Origin of the sequence: Microbacterium oryzae (assembly GCF_009735645.1) — a bacterium.
Taxonomy (GTDB): domain Bacteria; phylum Actinomycetota; class Actinomycetes; order Actinomycetales; family Microbacteriaceae; genus Microbacterium; species Microbacterium oryzae.
In genome coordinates, this window is sequence record NZ_CP032550.1 from 2,125,597 (window position 1) to 2,145,985 (window position 20,389).

The 20,389-nt window shown below is 72.4% G+C and carries 19 protein-coding genes; 5 read left to right on the plus strand and 14 right to left on the minus strand.

Annotated elements, in window-relative coordinates; genetic code table 11:
• Window position 1 precedes the first annotated feature (1 nt).
• From D7D94_RS09950 to D7D94_RS09965, 4 genes are read left to right on the plus strand one after another with little or no spacing between them, the layout of a single operon-like run.
• Complete coding sequence (locus D7D94_RS09950; RefSeq protein WP_173024290.1) at window positions 2-1,489, plus strand: DUF3375 domain-containing protein; 1,488 nt, start codon at window positions 2-4, stop codon at window positions 1,487-1,489.
• A complete protein-coding gene (locus D7D94_RS09955) occupies window positions 1,476-2,255 on the plus strand; it encodes a DUF4194 domain-containing protein (RefSeq protein ID WP_173024291.1) in 780 nt (259 codons plus the stop codon). The genes D7D94_RS09950 and D7D94_RS09955 overlap by 14 nt, the downstream gene beginning before the upstream one ends.
• A complete protein-coding gene (locus D7D94_RS09960) occupies window positions 2,252-5,572 on the plus strand; it encodes an ATP-binding protein (RefSeq protein ID WP_156242455.1) in 3,321 nt (1,106 codons plus the stop codon). Before D7D94_RS09955 ends, D7D94_RS09960 begins: the two co-directional genes overlap by 4 nt.
• Complete coding sequence (locus D7D94_RS09965) at window positions 5,569-6,630, plus strand: FUSC family protein (protein WP_156242456.1); 1,062 nt, start codon at window positions 5,569-5,571, stop codon at window positions 6,628-6,630. The genes D7D94_RS09960 and D7D94_RS09965 overlap by 4 nt, the downstream gene beginning before the upstream one ends.
• A gap of 18 nt (window positions 6,631-6,648) precedes the next feature.
• Here D7D94_RS09965 and D7D94_RS09970 read toward each other — a convergent pair whose 3' ends face one another.
• Window positions 6,649-7,914, minus strand: coding sequence for a serine hydrolase domain-containing protein (locus tag D7D94_RS09970; RefSeq protein ID WP_173024292.1), 1,266 nt, complete (start codon window positions 7,912-7,914; stop codon window positions 6,649-6,651).
• Between the two features lie 106 nt (window positions 7,915-8,020).
• A complete protein-coding gene (locus D7D94_RS09975) occupies window positions 8,021-9,397 on the minus strand; it encodes an ATP-dependent DNA helicase (protein ID WP_173024293.1) in 1,377 nt (458 codons plus the stop codon).
• Between the two features lie 107 nt (window positions 9,398-9,504).
• Here D7D94_RS09975 and D7D94_RS09980 point away from each other — a divergent pair, with 107 nt between their 5' ends.
• Window positions 9,505-10,623: a hypothetical protein gene (locus D7D94_RS09980; protein ID WP_156242458.1), complete on the plus strand. Its 1,119-nt coding sequence runs from the start codon at window positions 9,505-9,507 to the stop codon at window positions 10,621-10,623.
• A 5-nt stretch (window positions 10,624-10,628) separates the two neighbouring features.
• On the opposite strand, the gene D7D94_RS09985 is transcribed toward D7D94_RS09980, so the two are convergent.
• The 12 genes from D7D94_RS09985 to D7D94_RS10040 form a co-directional block, all read right to left on the minus strand.
• Entirely contained in the window at window positions 10,629-12,557 is a 1,929-nt protein-coding gene (locus D7D94_RS09985; RefSeq protein ID WP_216648714.1) for a bifunctional copper resistance protein CopD/cytochrome c oxidase assembly protein, read from the minus strand.
• 147 nt (window positions 12,558-12,704) lie between these two features.
• Window positions 12,705-12,992 (minus strand): HU family DNA-binding protein, encoded by a 288-nt coding sequence (locus D7D94_RS09990; protein ID WP_156242460.1) that lies wholly within the window; start codon window positions 12,990-12,992, stop codon window positions 12,705-12,707.
• 454 nt (window positions 12,993-13,446) lie between these two features.
• On the minus strand, window positions 13,447-13,752 hold the full coding sequence (rpsN, locus tag D7D94_RS09995; protein WP_156242461.1) for a 30S ribosomal protein S14: 306 nt from the start codon (window positions 13,750-13,752) through the stop codon (window positions 13,447-13,449).
• Between the two features lie 2 nt (window positions 13,753-13,754).
• Complete coding sequence (rpmG, locus tag D7D94_RS10000; RefSeq protein ID WP_155049151.1) at window positions 13,755-13,925, minus strand: 50S ribosomal protein L33; 171 nt, start codon at window positions 13,923-13,925, stop codon at window positions 13,755-13,757.
• Entirely contained in the window at window positions 13,925-14,161 is a 237-nt protein-coding gene (gene rpmB, locus D7D94_RS10005; RefSeq protein WP_156242462.1) for a 50S ribosomal protein L28, read from the minus strand. The genes rpmG and rpmB overlap by 1 nt, the downstream gene beginning before the upstream one ends.
• Before the next feature lie 176 nt (window positions 14,162-14,337).
• Window positions 14,338-15,315, minus strand: a complete 978-nt coding sequence (locus D7D94_RS10010) for a zinc-binding dehydrogenase (RefSeq protein ID WP_156242463.1) — start codon at window positions 15,313-15,315, stop codon at window positions 14,338-14,340.
• Window positions 15,316-15,357: 42 nt separating this feature from the next.
• Window positions 15,358-15,945 (minus strand): TetR/AcrR family transcriptional regulator, encoded by a 588-nt coding sequence (locus D7D94_RS10015; protein ID WP_156242464.1) that lies wholly within the window; start codon window positions 15,943-15,945, stop codon window positions 15,358-15,360.
• A gap of 33 nt (window positions 15,946-15,978) precedes the next feature.
• A complete protein-coding gene (locus D7D94_RS10020) occupies window positions 15,979-16,662 on the minus strand; it encodes a DNA-3-methyladenine glycosylase (protein ID WP_156242465.1) in 684 nt (227 codons plus the stop codon).
• Window positions 16,659-18,095, minus strand: a complete 1,437-nt coding sequence (locus D7D94_RS10025) for an Ig-like domain-containing domain (RefSeq protein WP_156242466.1) — start codon at window positions 18,093-18,095, stop codon at window positions 16,659-16,661. The genes D7D94_RS10020 and D7D94_RS10025 overlap by 4 nt, the downstream gene beginning before the upstream one ends.
• Window positions 18,085-18,927 (minus strand): TIGR03943 family putative permease subunit, encoded by an 843-nt coding sequence (locus D7D94_RS10030; RefSeq protein ID WP_173024294.1) that lies wholly within the window; start codon window positions 18,925-18,927, stop codon window positions 18,085-18,087. The genes D7D94_RS10025 and D7D94_RS10030 overlap by 11 nt, the downstream gene beginning before the upstream one ends.
• A gap of 16 nt (window positions 18,928-18,943) precedes the next feature.
• The gene (locus D7D94_RS10035) at window positions 18,944-19,966 is read right to left on the minus strand and encodes a permease (RefSeq protein WP_156242467.1); all 1,023 of its coding nucleotides are present in this window, start codon (window positions 19,964-19,966) and stop codon (window positions 18,944-18,946) included.
• Window positions 19,963-20,388, minus strand: a complete 426-nt coding sequence (locus D7D94_RS10040; protein ID WP_156242468.1) for a Fur family transcriptional regulator — start codon at window positions 20,386-20,388, stop codon at window positions 19,963-19,965. Before D7D94_RS10040 ends, D7D94_RS10035 begins: the two co-directional genes overlap by 4 nt.
• Between the last annotated feature and the right edge of the window lies 1 nt (window position 20,389).

Here is a 20,389-nt window from a genome sequence, read left to right on the forward strand (position 1 = left end):
CGTGAGCGGAGTCCCCCGGGATGTCGCGCGCCTCACGGAGGCGCGCGAGGGTGCCGCCCTCGGACTCGTCCGCAGCCGCTGGGCGCCGCTCATCATCGCGGTGTTCCACGCCTCCTTCTCGCAGGAGGTGAAGCGGGTCCGCGCGGAGCGCCTGCACGTGCAGGTCGACACCTATCTGCACGAGCTGCGCGACGCGGGCTTCGAGGTGCCGGCGCAGGAGGAGGGCCGCGCGCTCTGCCTCTCGTGGATGCGCAGCCAATGGCTCCGACGCGTCCCCCTCGACGACGGCGGCGAGGCGTACGAGCTCACCTCGCACGCGCTGGCTGCCATGCGCATGCACAGCGAGCTCTACCGCGAACGCGCGCTCCTCAGCGAATCGCGGCTCACGACCATCCTCGACGCGGTGCGCCGCTGGGCGACCGAGGCGAACCCCGACGAGACCGCCCGAGTCGCGGCGCTCGACGCGGAGATCGCGCGCCTCTCGGCTGAACGGGATCGGCTGGTCTCGGGCGGCGAGGTGGCCGTCGCCGATGACGAGCGCATGCTCGGGGGATACACCGACCTGGTCGAACTCCTCGACCAGCTCCCCGGCGACTTCCGTCGCGTCGAGGAGGCGCTGGACGCCATCCACGATCAGATGGTGCGCGACTTCCGCGCCGAGGAGCGCCCCAAGGGAGAGGTGCTCGCGGACTACCTCGCGGCCAGCACCCGGCTGGCATCGCAGACGCGCGAGGGACGGGCCTTCCAGGGCGCCCTCACGGTCCTCGGCGATGAGGAGCTCCTCGCGACGTTCCGCGAGGACCTCCGCGCGATCATGACGCATCCGTTCGCACGCGACCTGTCTGCGGAGGACCGCGCCGCCTTCGTGAACGCCGACGCCGTGCTGCGGCGCGGCCTCCGCGACGTGCAGACCCGGCAGCAGCGCGCCTCGCAGTCGCTCGCGGAGTACCTCGCCGCATACGACTCCATGCAGGAGCGCGAGCTCACCCGCACGCTGCGGCGCGTGGAGCAGGAGCTCGCGGTGTGGATGGAGACCGCCCGCGCGCGCGACACCGTCCCGCTGCCGTGGATGCCCGCGCGCCTGGAGATGGAGCACCTGCGCACGCGCTTCCACGACCCGAGTCGCGAGCGGCCGGCTCCGCCGCTCGAGGACGTCTCGGCGCAGGCGCCCGCGCCGCCGTCGCTCGACGACGTGCGCCGACAGGGCGGGCCGCTCCTCGGCGAGGTGCGACAGGCGCTCACCTCGGCGGCCGCTCGCGGCGCGGCGACGCTGTCGGAGGCGTTCAACGCGCTCCCCGACGACCTGCGCCGCCCCGTCGAGGTCTTCGGCGTCGCGCACCTCGCGGCCGAGCACGGCCTCCCCGCAGGGCTGGCGGACGATGGCGGGGTCGTCCGGACGATCCGCCCCGACGGCACCGTGCGCGCCTTCGCGCTCCCCGCCCTGCAGCCCCCGACCGAGACACCAGGAGACGGCCATGACGACGCCTGACCACGGCTCCGCTGACCACGACTCCACGGAGAACGCCTTCGCCGACGACGCCTTCACGGTCGCCGACCCGATCGAGGACGCGCCCGACGACACCCGGCTGTCGCTCTTCGAAGGCGACGAGGGCATGCTGACGCTCGAGCAGCGCCGGTGCCTCGTCGTCGTGCTGAAGCACCAGATCATCACCGACGACCGCGACGAGTGGCCTGTGCTCGTCCGCGACGCGCGGCTCATCCGCAGCCGGCTCAACGACCTCTTCCTCGACCTCGTGATCGACCGAGACCGCGGAGTCGCCTACAAGGTGCAGATCCGCTCCGGCGCGTCGGGCTACGTGCCCCCGCTTCTGCGCGACACCGCCTACACGCGCGAGGAGACGGTCCTCCTCGCCCACCTGCGGCAGCGCCATCTCGCCGAGCGCGGCAGCGGCCATCCGCACGCGCACATCGATCGCGACGACTGCCTCGCGGCGGTGGCCCAGTTCCGCCCGGCGACCGCGACCGACCGCTCGGGCGACGAGAAGAAGGCGGGCGCCGCCGTCGACGCCCTCGTCAAGGCCGGCATCCTCGTGAAGGCCGACGGCGACGACCGCTTCCTCATCTCCCCCGTGATCGAGACGCTGCTGCCGATCGACCGGCTCCGGGTCATCCAGGAGTGGCTGGCCGAGCAGAACCGGCCGGAGAACGCGCGGCGACGACGCGACGAGACGCTGCCCGATGAGCCGGACGACGCCCTGCCGGACGACGACGACGACGAGGAGGACGCCGCGTGAGCGACCTGTTGATCGCCGGCTACGACGACGAGACCGCCCAGTGGCGCGCCAGCCACCTGCAGGTGCTCAACTGGGGCGGCTTCCACGGCCACCACCGCGTCGACTTCGACCGCGACGCCACCCTCATCTCCGGCGGCTCCGGCACGGGCAAGAGCACCCTGCTCGACGCGTACATCGCGCTCATGATGCCCGCCACGGTGCCGTTCAACGGCGCCTCGAACGACGCCACCATCGGCCGCGCCCGCGGCGCCGACCAGCGCAACGTGCTGACGTACCTGCGCGGCAAGCGCGACAGCGTGCGCGACGTCGAGCGCGTGCTGCGCGGCGACGGCGCGAGCGTCTGGGGCATCATCTCGATGACGTTCGTCGACGGCTCCGGCCGCCGGTACACGGCGCTGCGCACCTACTTCGCCCCGGCGGGAGCGCAGCGGAGCACCGAGGTGCGCTCGCGGCACCTCACCCTCGAAGGCGACGTGCACCTCCCCGACCTGGCCGAGTTCGCGGACGGCCGCTTCGACCCGCGCGCGATGCGGGCGCGGCTCTCGACGCTGCGCTACCACGAGACCACCCAGGACTTCCTCGCGGCGGTCGCCGCGCGCCTGGGGATCGGCGAGGGCGGCAACAGCGACAACGCCCTGCGCCTCCTCTCCCGCATCCAGGCGGGGCACCAGGTGCGCACGGTCGACCGGCTCTACAAGGAGATGGTGCTGGAGGAGCCGCCCACGTACGCGGCGGCGGACGCGGTGCTCGCGCAGTTCCAGGCCCTCAAGCAGAGCCACGAGAGCCTCGCCGCCGACGAGGCCAAGGAGCGCATGCTCGCCGACATCGGGCAGCTGCACGAGGAGTACGAGAGCGCGCGCGGACGCGTCGCCCGCCTCGACCGCTACGGCCTCCTGCACGCCGACGAGGCATCGCCGTTCCGTCGCTGGGCGGCGGAGGCGGAGCACCGCCTGCTGGTCGAGGCCGAGGAGGCGAACAAGGCCGCCCGGGAGACGCAGAAGGAGGCGCTCGCCGTCGCGCGCGCGGCGGAGACCGCCCTCGCCGTCGAGGTCGAGGACCTCAAGGAGCAGCGCGCGCAGAACGGCGGCGACCTGCTCGCACGCCTCGACGCGCGCCTCGCGGATGGCCGTGCGCGCGTCGCGCGGGTCGCCGACGCCCGGCGCACCCTCGAGGAGCGCGTGGCCGCCCTCGACGTGGACCTCACGTCAGCCGATGCGCTGCGCGCGGCGCAGGATGGCGCGGCATCCTTCCTCGCGGAGGTCGACGACCGGCTCGCGGAGCTGAAGCGCCGGCGCGACGAGGACGTGCTCGCGGTCGGAGATCTCACGCGCAAGCGCCGTGGCGACCTCGCGGAGCTGGAGTCGCTGCGCGGCCGCGACAGCCTCGTGCCCGACGCCTACGACCGCATCCGGCGCGACATCGCCGAGGCCTGCGGCATCGACGCCGCCGACCTGCCGTTCGCCGCCGAGCTCATCGACGTGCACCCCGATCACGAGGCCTGGCGCCACGCGGCGGAGGTCACGCTCTCGGGCATCGGGATGACCCTCCTCATGGACGCGCGTCGGCAGCCGCAGATCCGCGAGGCGATCGAGTCGCTGCGGATCGGCCGGCGCATCCGCTTCGACGGCGTCGACCTCGCCGAGCGCGCGGAGACCCCGGCGGATCCGCGCTGGATCTCCGGCCGCCTCGTCTTCAAGGACTCCCCCTTCACCGACTGGGTGAAGCGCCGGGTCGTCGCGAGCGACCACCTCTGCGTCGACGGCCCGAGCGAGCTGGGCGGCGACGAGCCGAAGGTCACCGTGAACGGCCAGACCTCGCACGGTCGCCGCGGCGCCCACGGCCGCGACCCGCGCGAGCGCTCGATCCTCGGCTTCTCCAACGAGACGCGCCGCGCCGAGATCGAGGGCGAGATCGAGGCCGCCACCGCGCGGATCGCCGAGCACGAGGAGGCGCGAGCCCGGCACGAGCGCGAAGCGGACGAGGTGCAGCGCCTCGCCGAAGCCTGCCGACGCGTGCAGGACGTGGAGTGGGCGTCGATCGACGTCGCGGCCGTCGAGCGCGAGGTGAGCGACCTCGCGGAGCAGCGCGCGGCCATCCTCGACCGGTCGGACCTGCTGGGCGAGCTCGACGCGCGCCTCGTCGACGCGGCGGAGCGGCTCGAGGCGGCCCGCAGCGAGCGCTACCGCCGCGCGGCGGATCTCGAGGACCTGGAGCGGGTGTGGGGCGGCATCGTCGATCGGCAGGACGCCGTCGCCGCCGAGCGCGACCGTCTCGACGTCGTCCTGACCGACGAGGACGCCGCGCACCTGGACGCGGAGCTGCGGCGCATCGAGCCCGACGTCACGGCCGAGCGATTCGCGAAGACCCTCCCCCGCCTCATCGACGAGCTGCAGCTCGACGTGCGGCGCGCCCACGCCACGCTCGACGCCGCCGCCGCATCGCTCGAGCGCATCTTCGCCGCCTACAGCGAGAAGTGGCCCGACCCGAACCGCGGGACGACCGTGGAGGCGTACGACGAGTTCGCCGCGATCCACGAGGAGATCGCCCACCACGGCCTCTCGCAGCACCGGCTCGAGTTCCGCCGTCACCTGCAGGAGGTCAGCACCATGGACCTCAAGATGCTGAGCGACTCGTTCGGCCACGCGCTGCTGAGCATCGAGGAGCGCCTCGAGCCGGTGAACGACATCCTCCGCGACCTCCCGTTCGCGTCCGACGACGACCGGCTCCGCATCGAGATGCGCCACCTCCATCCGGAGCGCATCGAGACCATCCGCACGCAGCTGAAGGAGCTGTCGGCGGAGGTCACCGGCGAGTGGACGGCGGAGGAAGCCGACCGGCGCTTCGCCCGGCTGCAGGAGTTCATCGACCTCATCGACGCCTCGACCGCCAACCCGCGCCGCGACGAGGTGCTCGACGTGCGCCGCCACATCGAGATCACCGCGAGCCGCATCGACGCCGACGGGCGCGAGGTCAGCACCTACTCGACGCTCGGCGACAAGTCGGGGGGCGAGTCTCAGGAGCTCGTGGCGTTCATCGTCGGGGCGGCCCTGCGCTACCAGCTGGGCGACCAGACCCGCTCCTGGCCGCGCTTCGCGCCGGTCTTCCTCGACGAGGGATTCGTGAAGGCCGACAGCGCGTTCACGGGGCGGGCCATCCGCGCCTGGCTGGGGCTCGGCTTCCAGATCGTCGTCGTCGCGCCGCTCGACAAGGTCAACACGCTCGAGCCGCACATGGGTCTCAACCTCTCCGTGACGAAGAACGAGGCGGGGTACTCCTTCGTCACGCCCTTCCGCGACGCCGACGACAGCGCGGCATGATGGGGTCGTTCCTGCGAGACTTCCTCCGCATCCATCCCGCGCGCGGGGAATGGACCGTGGCCATCCGCGCCGCACTGTCGGTGCTGCTGCCGCTGCTCGCGCTCTGGGCGACCGGGCGGCTGGAGTGGGCGATGTACGCGTCGTTCGGCGCGCTGTCGTCGATCTTCGGCCGGACGCTGCCGCTGCCGCAGCGGCTGCGCGCGCAGGGCGAGGCCGGTTTCACGCTCGTCGCGGCCATCCTGATCGGAGTGACGGTCGCCCTCTCCCCCGTGCGCGAATGGGTGCTGATCCCCGTGGCGGCCGTCTTCGCGACCGGGATGGCCGTGGTCGCGCATCGACGCAACTGGCACCCGCCCGGGGTGCTCTTTCAGGTCTTCGCACTCGGCGCCTGCGCATCGACCCCGCATGTGGTCGCCGACCTCGCGCCCGCCGCCCTGGTGTCGATCGCCGCGCTCGCGCTGAGTCTCGCGCTGACGTACCTCACGTCGCTCGCCCGGCACCTCTGGCGCCGCCGGGCGGGCCGCGCGACGCCGGCATGGCCGCGGCAGACGCCCGCTCCCGGCACCCTGCCGGGCGACGGGCCGGAGTGGCCGCTGCGTCACTACGTCGTCCGGTACGCGGTCGGCATCGCGCTGGCGGGCGTCCTCGCGACGGCGGTCGGCGTGGGTCATCCGTACTGGGCGATCGTGTCGGTCGTCGTGCCGATGGCCGCGCCGACCGCCGCGGCCCGCACGCTGCGCGGCGTGCAGCGCGTCGTCGGCACGCTCGCCGGCGTGCTCGTGACGTGGGTGCTGCTGTCGTTCTCGCCGTCGCCGCTCGCGCTCATCCTCATCGTCACGGCGATGCAGGTGGGCGCCGAGCTCTTCGTGGGGCGCAACTACACGGTGTCGCTGCTGTTCATCACGCCGCTGGCGCTCTGCATGGTGCAGCTCGGCCATCCGCTGCCCGTCGCGCAGCTCGTCTCGGACCGTGCGATCGAGACAGTGCTCGGCGTCGCGGTCGCGCTGGCGCTCACGCTCGTCACCCGCGAGCGCCGTCAGCGCGGCGACGCGGACTGAGAGCAGTCCCTCGCCGGCTCAGTCGACGGGGCAGACGGCCTCGTCGGCGACGACCTCGCGGAGCTGCTTGGCGGTCCACGGCAGGCCGAACTCGGGCTGCTTCTGGCCATCCGCCGCCGGCGTCTTCGAGGCGATCGCCGCCAGCTCCTTGGCCAGCGCGTCGACGAGGTCGGCGCCGGCGGCGGAGTTGTTGAGTGCGACGGCGACGGTCATGCCGGTCTGGGGGTCGGCGTAGACGCTCGTCAGGTACCCGAGCGATGCGCCCTTCTGCCCGATGAGGCTGCCGGCGATGTACGCGCCGCTCACGTAGGAGTCGTCGCCGGCGGGCAGCGCGTGCTGCCACCGGGAGGTCAGCTCGCCGTCGTCGTCCACGGCGTCCAGCGCGAGGTGCTGGCCGAAGCGCGCGAGGTCGCCGATCGTGCTCGTGGCGCCGGAGTCGGTGAACCCCATGCTCGAGGAGGCGTCGGTGACGTCCTTCGGCGCCGTGCACGCGGCCTCGCGGTCGTCGCCCGCGGACAGCCATCCGCTCAGGGCGGGGTCGCCGGGCGACACGTCGCGAGGCGCCGGGAGCGACGTGCCGCCGAGGTTCAGCTCGTCGACGAGCTGCTTCTCGAACAGGTCGTCGGCGCTCTCGCCGCTGGCGGACTCGAGCGCCATGCCGAGGAGGAGGTAGGCCGCGTCGGAGTCGCGCACCTCCACGCCCGGACGCTTGCGGTCGGCCATCCCGCCGGCGGCCAGCTCGCGGGGGTTCCACACCCGCAGGGGCGTGGCGGCGAACTGGGCGGCGAGCCGGTCGCGCCCGTCGCCGAGGCCGGACGTGCCGTCGCACAGCTGCTCGAGGGTGACGTCGGAGAGGCTCCCGACGCTCGTGACCCACTTCGTCAGCGGGTCGTCGAGCTCGACGGTGCCCTCGTCGGCCATGCGGTGGAGCACGTCGCACGTCATCGCGCGGGTGACCTCGCCGACCCGGAAGCGCATGTCGGTGGTGACCGGCTCGTCGGAGTCGGGACCGGTCGTGCCGATGCCCTCGACCCAGGCGCCCGCCCACGGGATCCACACCGCGGCCAGAGCGCCGGGAGCGCCGGCGGCCTTCATGGCGTGATCGACGGCGGACTCGAGCCGCTCGACGGTCTTCTCCGGCAGGTCGGACGACGCGATCGGAACCTCGGAGCCGGCGACGGCGGCACTCGCCGTGCACCCCGTGGCCATGAGCGCGATCGCGACGGCTCCCGCGAGAGCGGCGCCCGCTCGCCGCAGTCCCGTGCGCACCGTGGATGTCAGCATTCCACAACCCCCCAGTTGCTCTGCGACGAGTCTAGGCGGCGGGTGCGCGCCTTCCGGGGAGGGTTGCAGAACCGTGACGTTCTGTGTCCCGGCGCGGCCCGGCAGGTCAGGAGCGGGCGGCGGAGCGCATGCCGGCGGCGTCCCGCTCCCACGCCGCGCGCATGAAGCGGCGCACGTCCTCATCCACCCGGATGTCGGATGGCCGCAGCGGCCGGGTGAGGTAGAGCCCTTCGAGCGACGTGAGGCGGCTGAGCGCGACGTACGTCTGCCCCGGCGCGAACGCCCCGGATCCGAGGTCGACGATCGCCCGGTCGTACGTCTTGCCCTGCGACTTGTGGATGGTCACCGCCCATGCGAGCCGCAGCGGGAACTGCGTGAACTCCGCCACGACGTCGCGGCTGAGCTTCTTCGTCGCGGCGTCGTAGGAGTACCGGTGCTTCTCCCACACCGTCGGCTCCACGTCGAACTCCTCGCCGTCGACGTCCACCCGCACGGAGTCGCCCAGGATGCGCGTGACCGTGCCGATCGTCCCGTTCACCCAGCGCGGGCCATCCGGGCCGGCGATGTCGTTGCGCAGGAACATCACCTGCGCCCCCACCTTGAGCTTCAGCTCGTCGTCGGCGGGATACACGTCGCCGCGGCCGAAGTCGCCGCTGATGTCGGCCTTCGCCGTCTGCTCGCGCCCCTTCAGAGCCGCGAGATGGGTCGCATTGATCGCGTTGACGCGGTCGTTGCGGGTCGCGAGGGTGATGACGGGGTCGGAGGGGTCGGACGGCGGGGTCCGCGCACCGGCCCGGTTCAGCGTCTCGGCGATATCGGCCGTCACGCGGCCGTACCGCACCGCGTTCAGCATCGCCTTGAAGCCGTCGTCGGACTGGCGGTGGATGTGCGTCAGCTCTCGGATGTGCAGCTCCGCACCGTGCCGCCCGAGGTCGATGAGGCCGTCGCCGCCGGGCTCGATCCCCGCCCAGACGTGCGCGTCGAAGAACCAGAACGACCGGTAGTGGTCCTGGATGTACCGCGCCTCGTCGCCGCGGGGCGGAACCGGCGCCAGCTGATACGGGTCGCCGAACATCACCACCTGCACCCCGCCGAAGGGCTCGCGGCGGCGCCCGCGCGCCTGCCGCAGCGACCGGTCGATGCCATCCATGAGGTCGGCGTTCACCATCGAGATCTCGTCGATGACGAGCGTGTCGATGGCGTTCAGCAGCTTGCGCGTGGCGTCGCTCTGCTCGAGGTCCTGGTCGGCGATGAGGCCGATGGGGAGCTTGAACAGCGAGTGGATGGTCTGGCCCTCGACGTTGAGAGCGGCCACGCCCGTGGGCGCGCAGATGGCGATCTGCTTGCTCGTGTTCCAGGTCAGATGGCGCAGCAGGGTCGATTTGCCGGTGCCGGCGCGCCCCGTGATGAAGACATGCTCGCGCGTGTCCTCGATGAGGCGGAACAGGGCTTCCTGCTCCGCCGACAGAGCAGGTGCGGTCACCCCTCCATGGTACGAAACGCATCGGGGCGCGACCTGCGCCATCCACATGCGCGACCGGCGCCCCGTCATGCAGGATGCGCGCGGGTGCGCGTTCCTAGACTGGCGGCATGGAGCAGGCGACCCCGGACAGCGCCGTCGCGGCGCCCGAGGTCGACGGCGCCCCGGTTCCGCCGCGCCGCGAGCGCGCGCGTCGGCGGGGTTCGCGGATGGCCGAGGCCGTCGGCTTCGTCGTCATCGGACTGCTGCTGGTTGCCGCGATCGCGGCCGGGTTCGCGTCGCTCTACCGCGCGTTCTGGGGTCCGGAGGCGTTCGTCGAGCGCTACGTGGGTCTTCTCGCGGACGGCCGGGCCGCCGATGCGCTGCGGGTGCCGGGAGTCGCGGTCGACTCCGCGGATCTCGAGGCCGCCGGCATCCCCGCGACCGTGAGCGACGCGCTGCTGCGGGAATCCGCGCTGCCGGACGACCTCGGCGATGTCGAGGTCGTCGACGCGCACCGCACCGGCGACGTCGTGGAGGTGACCGTCACCTACCGCGCGGAGGGGGCGGACGGGCGCTCCACCTTCCGCGTCGAGCAGGACGGCTGGTCGGGTGTGGTGCCCGCGTGGCGCTTCGAGACCACCCCGCTCGCCGTCGTCGACGTCACGGTCCGCGGCTCCATGCGCTTCACCGTCAACCGCTTCGAGCTCGACAAGCGGCAGGTGTCGGCCGACGGCGTGGACGCCCAGCCGCTGGATCCGGTGCCGCTGCTCGTCTTCACCCCCGGCGCCTACCAGGTGTCGGTGGACACGGCCGCCGCGGAGGCCGAGCCGGTGCGCGTGCTGGCCGAGGTGCCGCTGCGGCCGGTGCCCGTCGAGGTGCAGGCGAGCCCCACCCCCGAGTTCAACGACATCATCACCGAGCAGGTGCACGCGTTCCTCGATCGCTGCACCGAGCAGCAGGTGCTGAAGCCCGCCGGATGCCCGTTCGGCTACGAGACGTACGAGCGCGTCCTCACGCCGCCGGTCTGGTCGATCGTGACCCAGCCGAACGTGATGGTCGTGCCCCACGAGGCCTACTGGGCGATCGCCCCGGCCGGCGCCATCGCGCACATCGAGATGGACGTGGCGTCGATCTATGACGGCTCGGTGTTCCACATCAGCCAGGACGTGACCTTCACCGTCGACGGGACGATCGACGTCCTCGCCGACGGATCGGCGGCCATCCGCATCGGGTCGCCCGACGTCTGACCGGGTCAGAGGCCGCGCGCGCGGTCCCGCTCGGCGATCTTCGCGAGCCGCGCGTTGTACTCCTCGAGCTCGGCGTCGCCGGTGCGGTCGGCGTGACGGTCGGCGCGGCGCTGCGTGCGCTCGTCGCTGCGGCTCCACTGGATGGCCACGATCACGGCCGTGATGAGCGTCGGGATCTCGCCGATCGACCATGCGATGCCGCCGCCGGTGTACTGGTCGTCGAGGGGCGACGCGCCCCAGGTGCGACCGAGCGACCCGAACCACTCCGCGGCCATGAGCCCGGAGTGGCTCATGATCGAGATGCCGAAGAACGCGTGCATCGCCATCGTCACGATGAGGATCACGAGGCGCCCCGCGTACGGCAGCCGGTACGGGACCGGGTCGATGCCGACGAGGATCATCACGAACAGGTACCCCGACAGCAGGAAGTGCACGATCATCCACTCGTGCCCCAGGTGGTCGTAGAGCGACCAGCGGAAGAGGTCGGAGTAGTAGAACAGCCACAGCGACCCGATGAAGATGCCGGCCGCGACGAGCGGGTGCGTGATCACGCGCGCGAAGGGGCTGTGGACGGCCCAGAGGATCCACTCGCGTCCGCCGCGGGTGCCGTCGTCGCGCTTGCGGATGGCCCGCGCCGCCAGGGTGACGGGCGCTCCCGGCACGAGGAGCAGCGGGATGGCCATGCTCAGCAGCATGTGGCCCAGCATGTGCATGCTGAAGAGGTAGTCGCCGTAGGCGGTGAGCGGCCCGCACGTCACCCACACCAGGAGCAGCAGGCCCAGCACCCACAGGATCGTGCGGTGGATCGGCCAGCTGTCGCCGCGTCGACGCAGGCGCATCACGCCCGCGACGTAGAAGAAGATGCCGAACCCGGCGACGAAGACCCAGAGCAGGTCGATGTCCCACGCCGTGAACCAGCGGGCGATGGTGAGCTCGGGCGGCAGCGGGGCGTCGGTGAGGATCTCCGCCGGTGTCGTCTGCGGGGCGGCGAGCTCGCCCTCCGGCGGCGCGGTGCGGGCGAGTGCGGCGGCGGCGCCGCTGGCGATGCCCATGAAGACGAGCTCCACCGCGACCAGTCCCCAGAACGCGCTCCGGCCATCCGACGCCTTCGCGAGCAGCCGCCGCCGGTAGAGCGCGCCGAGCACGCCCATCGCCACGAGCGCGACGATCTTCGCCGCGAGGATCGCGCCGTAGGGCGTCAGCAGCTGATCCCACTGTCCGATCGAGGCGAGGGTGCGCGCGTAGCCCGACACCGCGACGACGATGAACGCGGCCAGGGCGAGCGACGAGTAGCGCAGCAGGAGGGCGTGCAGGCGGTCCGCGGGCAGGGCGGGGCGCACCATCACGAGGAGGAGGAGTCCGCCCAGCCACACGGCGGCGCCGACGAGGTGCAGCAGGAGCGCGGTGACGGTGGCGTTGTGATCGGCGAGGTCGCCGGAGTGCCCCTGCGTGGCCATGGGCACGAGCGTCACGGCGGCGAGGATGGCCGTGAGCAGGGTGGGCGTCCACGAGCGGATGGCGAACGCGAGCACCGTGACGATCGCCGCGAGGACGGTGGTGAGGAGCCACGCGCTGCCGAGCTCGGTGTCGACGAGGAAGCGGCCGAGCTGCGCACCGAACTCCGCACCGAGGCTGAGCTGCGGGTTGAACGACGACAGGAAGGTGAGGAAGCCGACGGTGCCGCTGGCCAGGGTCAGGACGGCCGCGCCGATCGACGCCATGTCGAGCGCGACGTCGAACTCCTTCTCCTGCGCGCGCAGGCCGAACAGCGCCAGCACGAGGGCGCCGAGCATGGCCGCGGCGGAGAGGTTGACGACGAGCTTCGCGACCGGGAGCCCCCAGCGGACGAAGGCGCCGGGGTCGGCGGTGAAGCGGGGGGCCGCACCGCCGCCGACGGCCAGGCCCACGATCACCGCGATGACGGCGGCGGCCATGAGGATGAGGGGCCCTGCGGCCCGCAGCGCGCGCGCGTTCACTCTTCAACCCTAGGCGCGCGGTGCTGGGTGGTTCCCCGACGCGGGAGGCCGGGGACGCCGAGAGGGGGCCGCCCGGATGGACGGCCCCCTCTCGCGGCAGGCGTCTTACTTGACGGCGGCCTTCAGCTTCGAGCCGGCGGTCACCTTGACGCGCTTGCCGGCGGGGATGGCGATCTCGTCGCCGGTCTGCGGGTTGCGGCCCGTGCGCGCGGCGGTGTCGACCTGCTCGAACGCGATCCAGCCGGGGATCGAGACCTTCGCACCCTTGGCGACGGACTCGGAGACCGAGGTGAACAGGGCGTCGAGCACGCCGGAGACGGCGGACTGGCTCTGGCCCGTGGCGCTGGCGATGCTCGCGACGAGCTCGGTCTTGGTGATGGTCTTGTCGGCCATGTCATCCTCCAGCGGCGTGAGGACGCCGCGACGTTCGTGTGGACCGGCGACGATTGCCTCCGGTGGTCTTGCGACCGTGTCGAATGTACCAACGACCCGCATGATTCCGCGGATTCTCGGGCAGATGGGCCAGATTCGGTCGGCGTGTCGTGTGACGGCTGTGACGGATGGGGCGGGTGTGACGACTTGGGTCGCCGAGTCGCGGGGCGCGGCCGTTCGGTGGTGCCGTTCTCGTGGGATGCGGGCCGTATCGACGAGTTCGGCACCACCGAGCGCGAGGGCCCGGGAGTCGGTAGTGCCGTTCTCGCGGAATGCGGACCCTATCGGCGAGTTCAGCACCATCGAACGCGACGGCCCGGCAGTCGGTGGTGCGGAACTCGCGGAATACGCGGCCGGAGACGCGGAAGAGGGCGGGACTCCCGAAGGAGTCCCGCCCTCTTCTCGAAGCGGGTGCTTACCAGCTCGACTTGGTCACGCCGGGCAGCTCGCCCCGGTGCGCCATGTCGCGGAAGCGGACACGCGAGATGCCGAACTTCGTCAGCACGCCGCGGGGGCGGCCGTCGATGACGTCGCGCGAACGCAGACGCACCGGCGACGCGTTGCGGGGCAGCTTCTGCAGGCCCACGCGCGCGGCCTCGCGGACCTCGTCCGACGCGTTCGGGTCGACGAGCTGCTTCTTCAGCTCGAGGCGCTTCGCCGCGTAGCGGTCGACGATCACCTTGCGCTGCTCGTTGCGAGCGATCTTGCTCTTCTTCGCCATGATTAACGCTCCTCGCGGAAGTCGACGTGCTTGCGCACGACCGGGTCGTACTTCTTCAGCACGAGGCGGTCGGGGTTGTTGCGGCGGTTCTTCTTGGTCACGTACGTGTAGCCCGTGCCCGCGGTCGAACGCAGCTTGATGATGGGACGGACGTCCTGAGCCTTCTTCGCCATTAGAGCTTCACACCCTTCGCGAGGAGGTCCTTGACGACCGACTCGATGCCACGGGCGTCGATGGTCTTGATGCCCTTAGCCGACACGTTCAGCGTGACCTTGCGGCCCAGCGACGCGACGTAGTACGTCTTCTTCTGCACGTTCGGGTCGAAGCGGCGCTTCGTCCGTCGGTGCGAGTGCGAGACATTGTGACCGAAGCCGGGAACGGCACCGGTCACCTGGCACACAGCAGCCATGGTTCACTCCTTCACTACCGTGGAGCCGGACGGCCCCACCCAAGATCTCTTGTCTGCGCGGCCGTCATCCACCCGGAGACCGGGCTGTGTACGAATGGAGCCGCACGAACTGCACGCAGGAGTGCGTGCAGACAAACGACGAGCCTAGCACACCCGGGCGTGTCGACCGAACCGGCTCAGGGGCGCAGCAGCACCTTGCCAGAGCGGCCCGGCTGCGCGCTGGCTGCTGCCGCCTCCCGCGCGTCGTCGAAGGAGAACACGGCCTCGACCGGCAGCTCGACCTCGCCCGACCCCACGCGCTGGAAGAGCTCGCCCATGAGAGCGCGACGCTTCTCCGGCGCCATGCTCGCGCTCACGCGGTTGCCCCAGAAGCCCCGCACGGTGGCCTGCTTGAAGATGAGGTCGCCGGAGGAGAGCTCGAGCTTCCCCGATCCCATCGCGCCGAACGACACCAGCGTGCCGCCCTCGCCGAGCAGCGAGAGGAGATCGCCCGCCGACGAGCCGCCCACCGAGTCGACCGCGGCCTTGGGCGTCGCACCGTCGAGGATGGCCTCCACGCGCTCGCGCCATCCCTCGTCCTCCGTGGAGACGACGTCGTGGATGCCGATGGCGGCGAGCTCCTCGATGCCCGCGTCGCGCCGCACCAGCCCCAGCACGCGCACACCGCGTGCCCGGGCGAACTGCGCGACGAGGCGGCCGACGGCGCCGTTGGCGGTGTTCTGCGCGATCCAGTCGCCCTCCTGCACCTCGAGGAAGTCCAGCAGGCTCAGCGCGCTGAACGGCATCGCCACGAGCTGGGCGGCGGTCTCGTCGGCGATCGCCTCGGGCACCGGGATGAGCCCGGCCGCGTCGGCGACGAACGCCTCGGCCCAGACGCCGAAGGTCCCGCCGGTCACCACGCGCTGCCCCACCGCCAGGGAGTCGACGCCCTCGCCGAGCGCGTCGACGACGCCGAGCGCCTCGGTGCCGGCGCGGGCGGGCAGCTCGGGCTTGAAGCCGTAGGTGCCGCGGATGGTCCACAGGTCGTGGTTGTGGATGGGCGTGAGCACGGTGCGCACGCGCACCTGCCCGGCGCCGGGCTCGGGAAGCGGAGCCTCGGTCACCTCGAGGACGTCGGTCGCCTCGCCGAAGGAGGAGTGGGTGAGTGCGCGCATGGTGCGGCCTTTCTGTCGGGGCGGGCGGATGGCCCGGATGGGCTAGGAGGTGAGGATGTCGGTGGTGAGGAGAGCGGACCGGAAGGGCTCGCGGTCGCGGCGGAGCCGGTCGACGAGCGCGGCGCCGAGCCACAGCTGGTAGAGCGACGCGCCGAGATCCGCCGCGGGTCGGCGCTCGGGGATGGAGCCGTCGGCGTATCCCGCGGTGACGGCGGCGGCGAGGAGGTCGACGACGCGACGGACGCCGTCGTCGAGCGCGCACCGCAGCGGCTCGGAGAAGTCGGCGACCTCGGCCGACAGCTTCACGACCAGGCAGCGCTCGGCCGACGCCTCCCCCGCCTGCCCTGCCCACGCCTCCGCGAGGTGGCGGATCCGCGCGCGAGCGGAGCCATCCTGCTCGTCGAGAACCGCCTGCATCGCCGCGAGGTAGCGCTCGACGTGCCGCTCGAGCACGGCGACACCGAACGCCTCCTTGGACGCGAAGTAGTGATAGAACGACCCCTTCGGCACGCCGCACGCGCCGAGGATCTCCTGCAGACCCAGGCCGACGAAGCCCTTGTCGCGCATGAGGTCCTCGCCGGTCGCGAGGATGGCGTCGCGCGCGAGCTGCGCTCTCTCGGTCCGGGGCATGCCTCGAGGCTACGCCCGAATTAGACCGGTCGTCTAGAAACGGAGGGAACGCTCAGCATCGGCAGCGCCCCGACCGAACCGGAAGGGCGAGACGGTGGGGTCTCCGGGGATCCAGAACCGCCAGGGGAAGGCGCTCGTGCCGGCTTCACCGGCGACGCCGACGCGCGGACCGGCTTCGCAGACCGGCGGGACATCGAGGAGCCGCAGGCGTGCCACCGCTCCCGCCTGCGGGGCGCCGTCGACGAGGTCGATGCCGTTGTGCGCCGCATGACGCAGGCCGATCGCGTCACCGAGGCGGCCCGGACCGCGGGCGAGGTCGCGGTCGGTGCGGGCGACGCCTCGCTCCTCCCGGCGGCGCCGCGCGACGTCGACTCCCCGCACGATCTCGCCCGCGCGCAGCAGCACTCCGCCGGCGGTGCCCGCCGCGCCGCAGACGACGTTGGCGCAGCTGTGGATGCCGTGACTGAGGTAGACGTAGAGGTGGCCGGGCTCGCCCCACATGGTGGCGTTGCGGGCGGTCGGGCCCATCCGCGCATGCGATCCGGCGTCGGGGACGTCGCCCGTGCCCCGACCGTGGTACGCCTCCACCTCGGTGATGCGCACCGTCACCTCGTCGCCGTCGACGACCGTGGTGAGCAGGCCCCCGAGCAGTCGCGGCGCGACCTCGATCGGCAGGGCGAGCAGCTCCTCGCGGCTCACATCGTGGAAGTCGCTCATCCCATCGCTCCGTCCCAAGGACCCACATCGCACCAGCTGATGCCGAATCCGGAGAGCACGGAGACCTCCTCGCCCGTGGCGATCTCCACGATGTGCGTGCGCAGCTCGCCCGGCAGCGGCTGCAGCGACTCGCTGTCGTAGGGATTGGTGCGGAGATCCGGCGCGACGAGCGTCGCCGCGTAGCGCCCGCTCGGCGAGACGCAGGTCTGCAGCAGGCCGTCGCTCCCCGTCGCCTCGAACAGCGGGGTCACAGCGCCCTCGTCGTCGACGTACGCCGCCCCCTGGGCCTCCGGCAGCTGGTCGCCGCCGAAGCGCACGTACTGCCGGAGCGTGCCCCCGCCCGGCACCGGGAGCACCCGTCCGAGCTGGCCGAGGTCCTCATCCGGTGCGACGAGCGGCGTCTCCTCGCCCGTGGTGAGGTCGAGCTGGACGCCGCCGGCGGCGTCGAGGCGCTCGACGAACGCCGTGTACGTGCCGCGGCTCACCGCGTCGATCGCGAACGCCGTGCCGAGGGCGGTGGGCGCGGGCTCGGCCGCCGCCGGGTCGTAGACGATGAGGTCGCCCGCGAAGTCGACGAAGAGCAGCGCCGAGGCGTCGGGCACGAAGCGCCAGCTCGCGATGCTCGGCTGCTCGTCGCCGACGAGGAGCGGCTGCGGGTCGGCCTCCGGGTCGCGGAGGTCCGCGGTGAAGAGCACGCTCGCGCGTCCCTCCGTCTCACTCAGCGCGAGGTCGGTGTACGTGTAGCCGACGAGCTCTCCGCGCGTGGAGACCTGCAGGCCCGTCACGGTGCCCTCGCCCGGGAGGGTCATCTCCCGGGCGTCCGACCCGTCGAGGTCGGCGACGTACAGCGCCGATGCGTCCCCCTTGCGGACGGAGACGACGAGGTGCTCCCCGGAGACGCGGAAGTCGTCGATCGCGGGCGCGCTGTAGACGGGCACGGCCTCGTCGCCCGACAGGCCGCTGCGGAACACGGTGTCGTCGCCGTCGGGATTCCGCTGCAGCAGGAAGATCTCCGCCGCGGGGGTCGTGAACGACGCCTCGAGCGTCGCCGCCGGGCCGCCGCCGACGCTCTCGGCGTCGTCGATGGTCACGGTGTAGTCGGTCGCGTCGTCGAGGGGGACCGTGAACCGCACCCCGACCATCCGCCCCACCGCGTCGATGGTGAACGGGGTCTCCGGGCTGACGGTGACCTGCCCCGGGTCGATCTCCGACAGCGCCTGGTCGGCGGTGAGCACGAGACGGGTGCCGGATGCCTCCACAGCGGCGTCGGGGTCGACCTCGACGGAGGTCACGCGGGGTCCCTGCGTGAGGCTGACCGCGGCACCGCCGCCGGCGAGGACTGCGAGGCCGCCGATCACCGCGAGCAGAGCGCCGGCGAACCGGCGGGAGCGGCGACGAGGTGCGCGCTCGCGGCGGGGTCCGTCAGTACTCATACGGGTCTTCCGGCTCGTCGATGGGGGTGATGGCGGTCGGCTCGACGGACAGCGCCCCCGCGGCGTCCGCCGTGATGGTCCCCTCGACCTCGATCCACTGCCCGGCCTCGAGGTCCGCCTCGTCGGCGCCGAGCCCGGCGCCCCCGGAGGCGACGGGGATCGAAGCGGGCTGCGCGTCGATGACGCAGTGCGTGATCACGAGCCGCCCCAGGCGCACGCCCGAGGTCTCCTCGTCGGGGGTGACGAACCCGGTGAGCGTGACCTCCTGCCCCGTGTACGCGTCGGGGTTGGTGGCGGTGGCGAACACGGTCGCCCACTCGCCGATCCCGAACGAGCTGGTGTCGCCGCTCGCAGCGAGGGTGACGGTGTCGGCGCCGCCGAAGAGGGGCGGGGTGCCGGTGTCGCGGTCCATCGCGAGGTCGACCGACAGCGACGCGGGCGGGAGGACGAGCGCGGCGACCGCGACCGCGGAGGCGATGACGCCGCCGGCGACGACGAGCGCGCCGCCCGCGAGACGGCGGGGCGTCCGCCGGCGCGTGCGTGTGGAGCGCGCGGAGTCCCCGCCGTGGGCGTGGTCGCCGTGCGCAGGGTCGTCGGCCGCGCCGTGCCCGTGATCGTGGCCGTGGTCGTTCTCCGCGCCGAGGGGCAGCGTGCACGACCAGACCGCTCCCGCCAGCGCGAGCACGGCCATCCCGACCGCGAACCACGCCTGCGCAGGGTTGATGTAGAGCTGCAGGCGACCCGTGACGGCGAGGCCCAGGGTGACCGCCGCGAGCACCGCCGCCAGGCCGACGCCCAGCCAGCGCGCTCCCGCCATCCGGGCCGTCGCCATCCGCTCGGTCGTCTCGTCACGCAAGGAGGTTCACCCCGACTCCGATGACGAACGCCGACAGCAGGACGACGGCGACGATGCCCGCGAGCACGCGGCCGGTGAAGGTGGTGCGCATGAGCGCGAGCATCTTCACGTCGACGAGCGGGCCGACGAGGAGGAAGGCGACGAGCGAGCCCGATGAGAACGTCGAGGCGAACGACAGGGCGAAGAACGAGTCGACGTTCGAGCAGATCGCCACGGTCATCGCCAGCAGCATCATCGCGACGATCGACAGCACCGGATTGGAGCCGACCGCCACGAGCACGCTGCGCGGGATCAGCACCTGCACGGCCCCGGCGAGCGCGGAGCCGATGACGAGCGCGGGCATGACCGCGCGCAGCTCGACGACGAACTGGGCGAGGCTGCGGCGCGCGCGGTCGCCCTGCTCGCCCGCGACGACCTCGCAGGTCTCGCGGAACCGGTCGGTGAGGATCAGCTCGGGGTCGGGATGGCGGCTGTAGAGCCAGCCGATGAGATTGGCGATGAGGTAGCCGCCGAGCAGGCGGGCGACGAGGATGCCGCCGTCCCACCCGAAGGCCTGGTGGGTGGTGAGGATGACGATCGGGTTCACGATCGGCGCGGCGACGAGGAACGTCAGCGCATCGGCCGGGGTCAGCCCGCGCATGAGGAGCCCTCGGGCGAACGGCACATTCCCGCATTCGCATACGGGGATGAGCATGCCGAGCAGCGACAGCACGGCGCGCCGCGCCCATCCGCGCCGGGGCAGCACGCGCTCGATGACGTGGGCCGGCACCCACACCTGCACCGCGATCGACAGCAGCACGCCGAGCACGACGAACGGCAGCGACTCGATGAGCACGCTGAGCGCGAGCGTCAGGCCGTCCTGCGCGCGGGTGGGGAGCGAGTCGGGGAAGAGGGCGGGTGCGAGCGCGTCGATGAGAAACAGCGCGACGACCGCGGCGGCGCCCAGCGCCAGGCCGACCGCCAGCCGGGGCGGTCGCTGCTGCGCGGTGCGCTCGCGGACGGGGGCGGAGGTCACGCCGACGCGTCGTCCTTCTTCGCGGCGTCCGCGGAGTCCTTCGCGGCGCACTCGGCGCAGACGCCGAAGATGTCGACCATGTGCTCGGCGTCGCGGAACCCGTGCTGCGCGGCCGTCTCCTGCGCCCACCGCTCCACGGGCGGCGCCTCGATCTCGACGGCGCGGCCGCAGCGGCGGCAGATCAGGTGATGGTGGTGCCCCTGCGAGCATGCGCGGTAGAGCGCCTCGCCCTCGGGGCTCTGCAGGGTGTCGGCCTCGCCCGTGGCGGTGAGGCCGGCAAGAGCGCGGTACACCGTGGCGAGGCCGATGCCGGTCTCCTCCGCACGGAGGGAGGCGTGCAGCGCCTGGGCGCTCACGAATCCCTCGGCGCCGCTGAGCGCATCGCGCACGCGCTCGCGCTGCCAGGTGTTCCGCTGAGCCATG

Excerpts from the sequence above, each read along its gene's own strand:
- D7D94_RS09965 (WP_156242456.1), top strand. The coding sequence starts at position 5,569 with ATGATGGGGTCGTTCCTGCGAGACTTCCTCCGCATCCATCCCGCGCGC.
- D7D94_RS10030 (WP_173024294.1), bottom strand. The coding sequence starts at position 18,927 with ATGGCGACGGCCCGGATGGCGGGAGCGCGCTGGCTGGGCGTCGGCCTG.
- rpmG (WP_155049151.1), bottom strand. The coding sequence starts at position 13,925 with ATGGCGAAGAAGGCTCAGGACGTCCGTCCCATCATCAAGCTGCGTTCG.
- D7D94_RS10025 (WP_156242466.1), bottom strand. The coding sequence starts at position 18,095 with ATGAGTACTGACGGACCCCGCCGCGAGCGCGCACCTCGTCGCCGCTCC.
- D7D94_RS10020 (WP_156242465.1), bottom strand. The coding sequence starts at position 16,662 with ATGAGCGACTTCCACGATGTGAGCCGCGAGGAGCTGCTCGCCCTGCCG.
- D7D94_RS10015 (WP_156242464.1), bottom strand. The coding sequence starts at position 15,945 with ATGCCCCGGACCGAGAGAGCGCAGCTCGCGCGCGACGCCATCCTCGCG.
- D7D94_RS10040 (WP_156242468.1), bottom strand. The coding sequence starts at position 20,388 with ATGGCTCAGCGGAACACCTGGCAGCGCGAGCGCGTGCGCGATGCGCTC.
- D7D94_RS10010 (WP_156242463.1), bottom strand. The coding sequence starts at position 15,315 with ATGCGCGCACTCACCCACTCCTCCTTCGGCGAGGCGACCGACGTCCTC.
- D7D94_RS09985 (WP_216648714.1), bottom strand. The coding sequence starts at position 12,557 with ATGGCCGCCGCCGTCATCGCGGTGATCGTGGGCCTGGCCGTCGGCGGC.
- D7D94_RS09980 (WP_156242458.1), top strand. The coding sequence starts at position 9,505 with ATGGAGCAGGCGACCCCGGACAGCGCCGTCGCGGCGCCCGAGGTCGAC.
- rpsN (WP_156242461.1), bottom strand. The coding sequence starts at position 13,752 with ATGGCGAAGAAGAGCAAGATCGCTCGCAACGAGCAGCGCAAGGTGATC.
- D7D94_RS09955 (WP_173024291.1), top strand. The coding sequence starts at position 1,476 with ATGACGACGCCTGACCACGGCTCCGCTGACCACGACTCCACGGAGAAC.
- rpmB (WP_156242462.1), bottom strand. The coding sequence starts at position 14,161 with ATGGCTGCTGTGTGCCAGGTGACCGGTGCCGTTCCCGGCTTCGGTCAC.
- D7D94_RS09970 (WP_173024292.1), bottom strand. The coding sequence starts at position 7,914 with ATGCTGACATCCACGGTGCGCACGGGACTGCGGCGAGCGGGCGCCGCT.
- D7D94_RS09990 (WP_156242460.1), bottom strand. The coding sequence starts at position 12,992 with ATGGCCGACAAGACCATCACCAAGACCGAGCTCGTCGCGAGCATCGCC.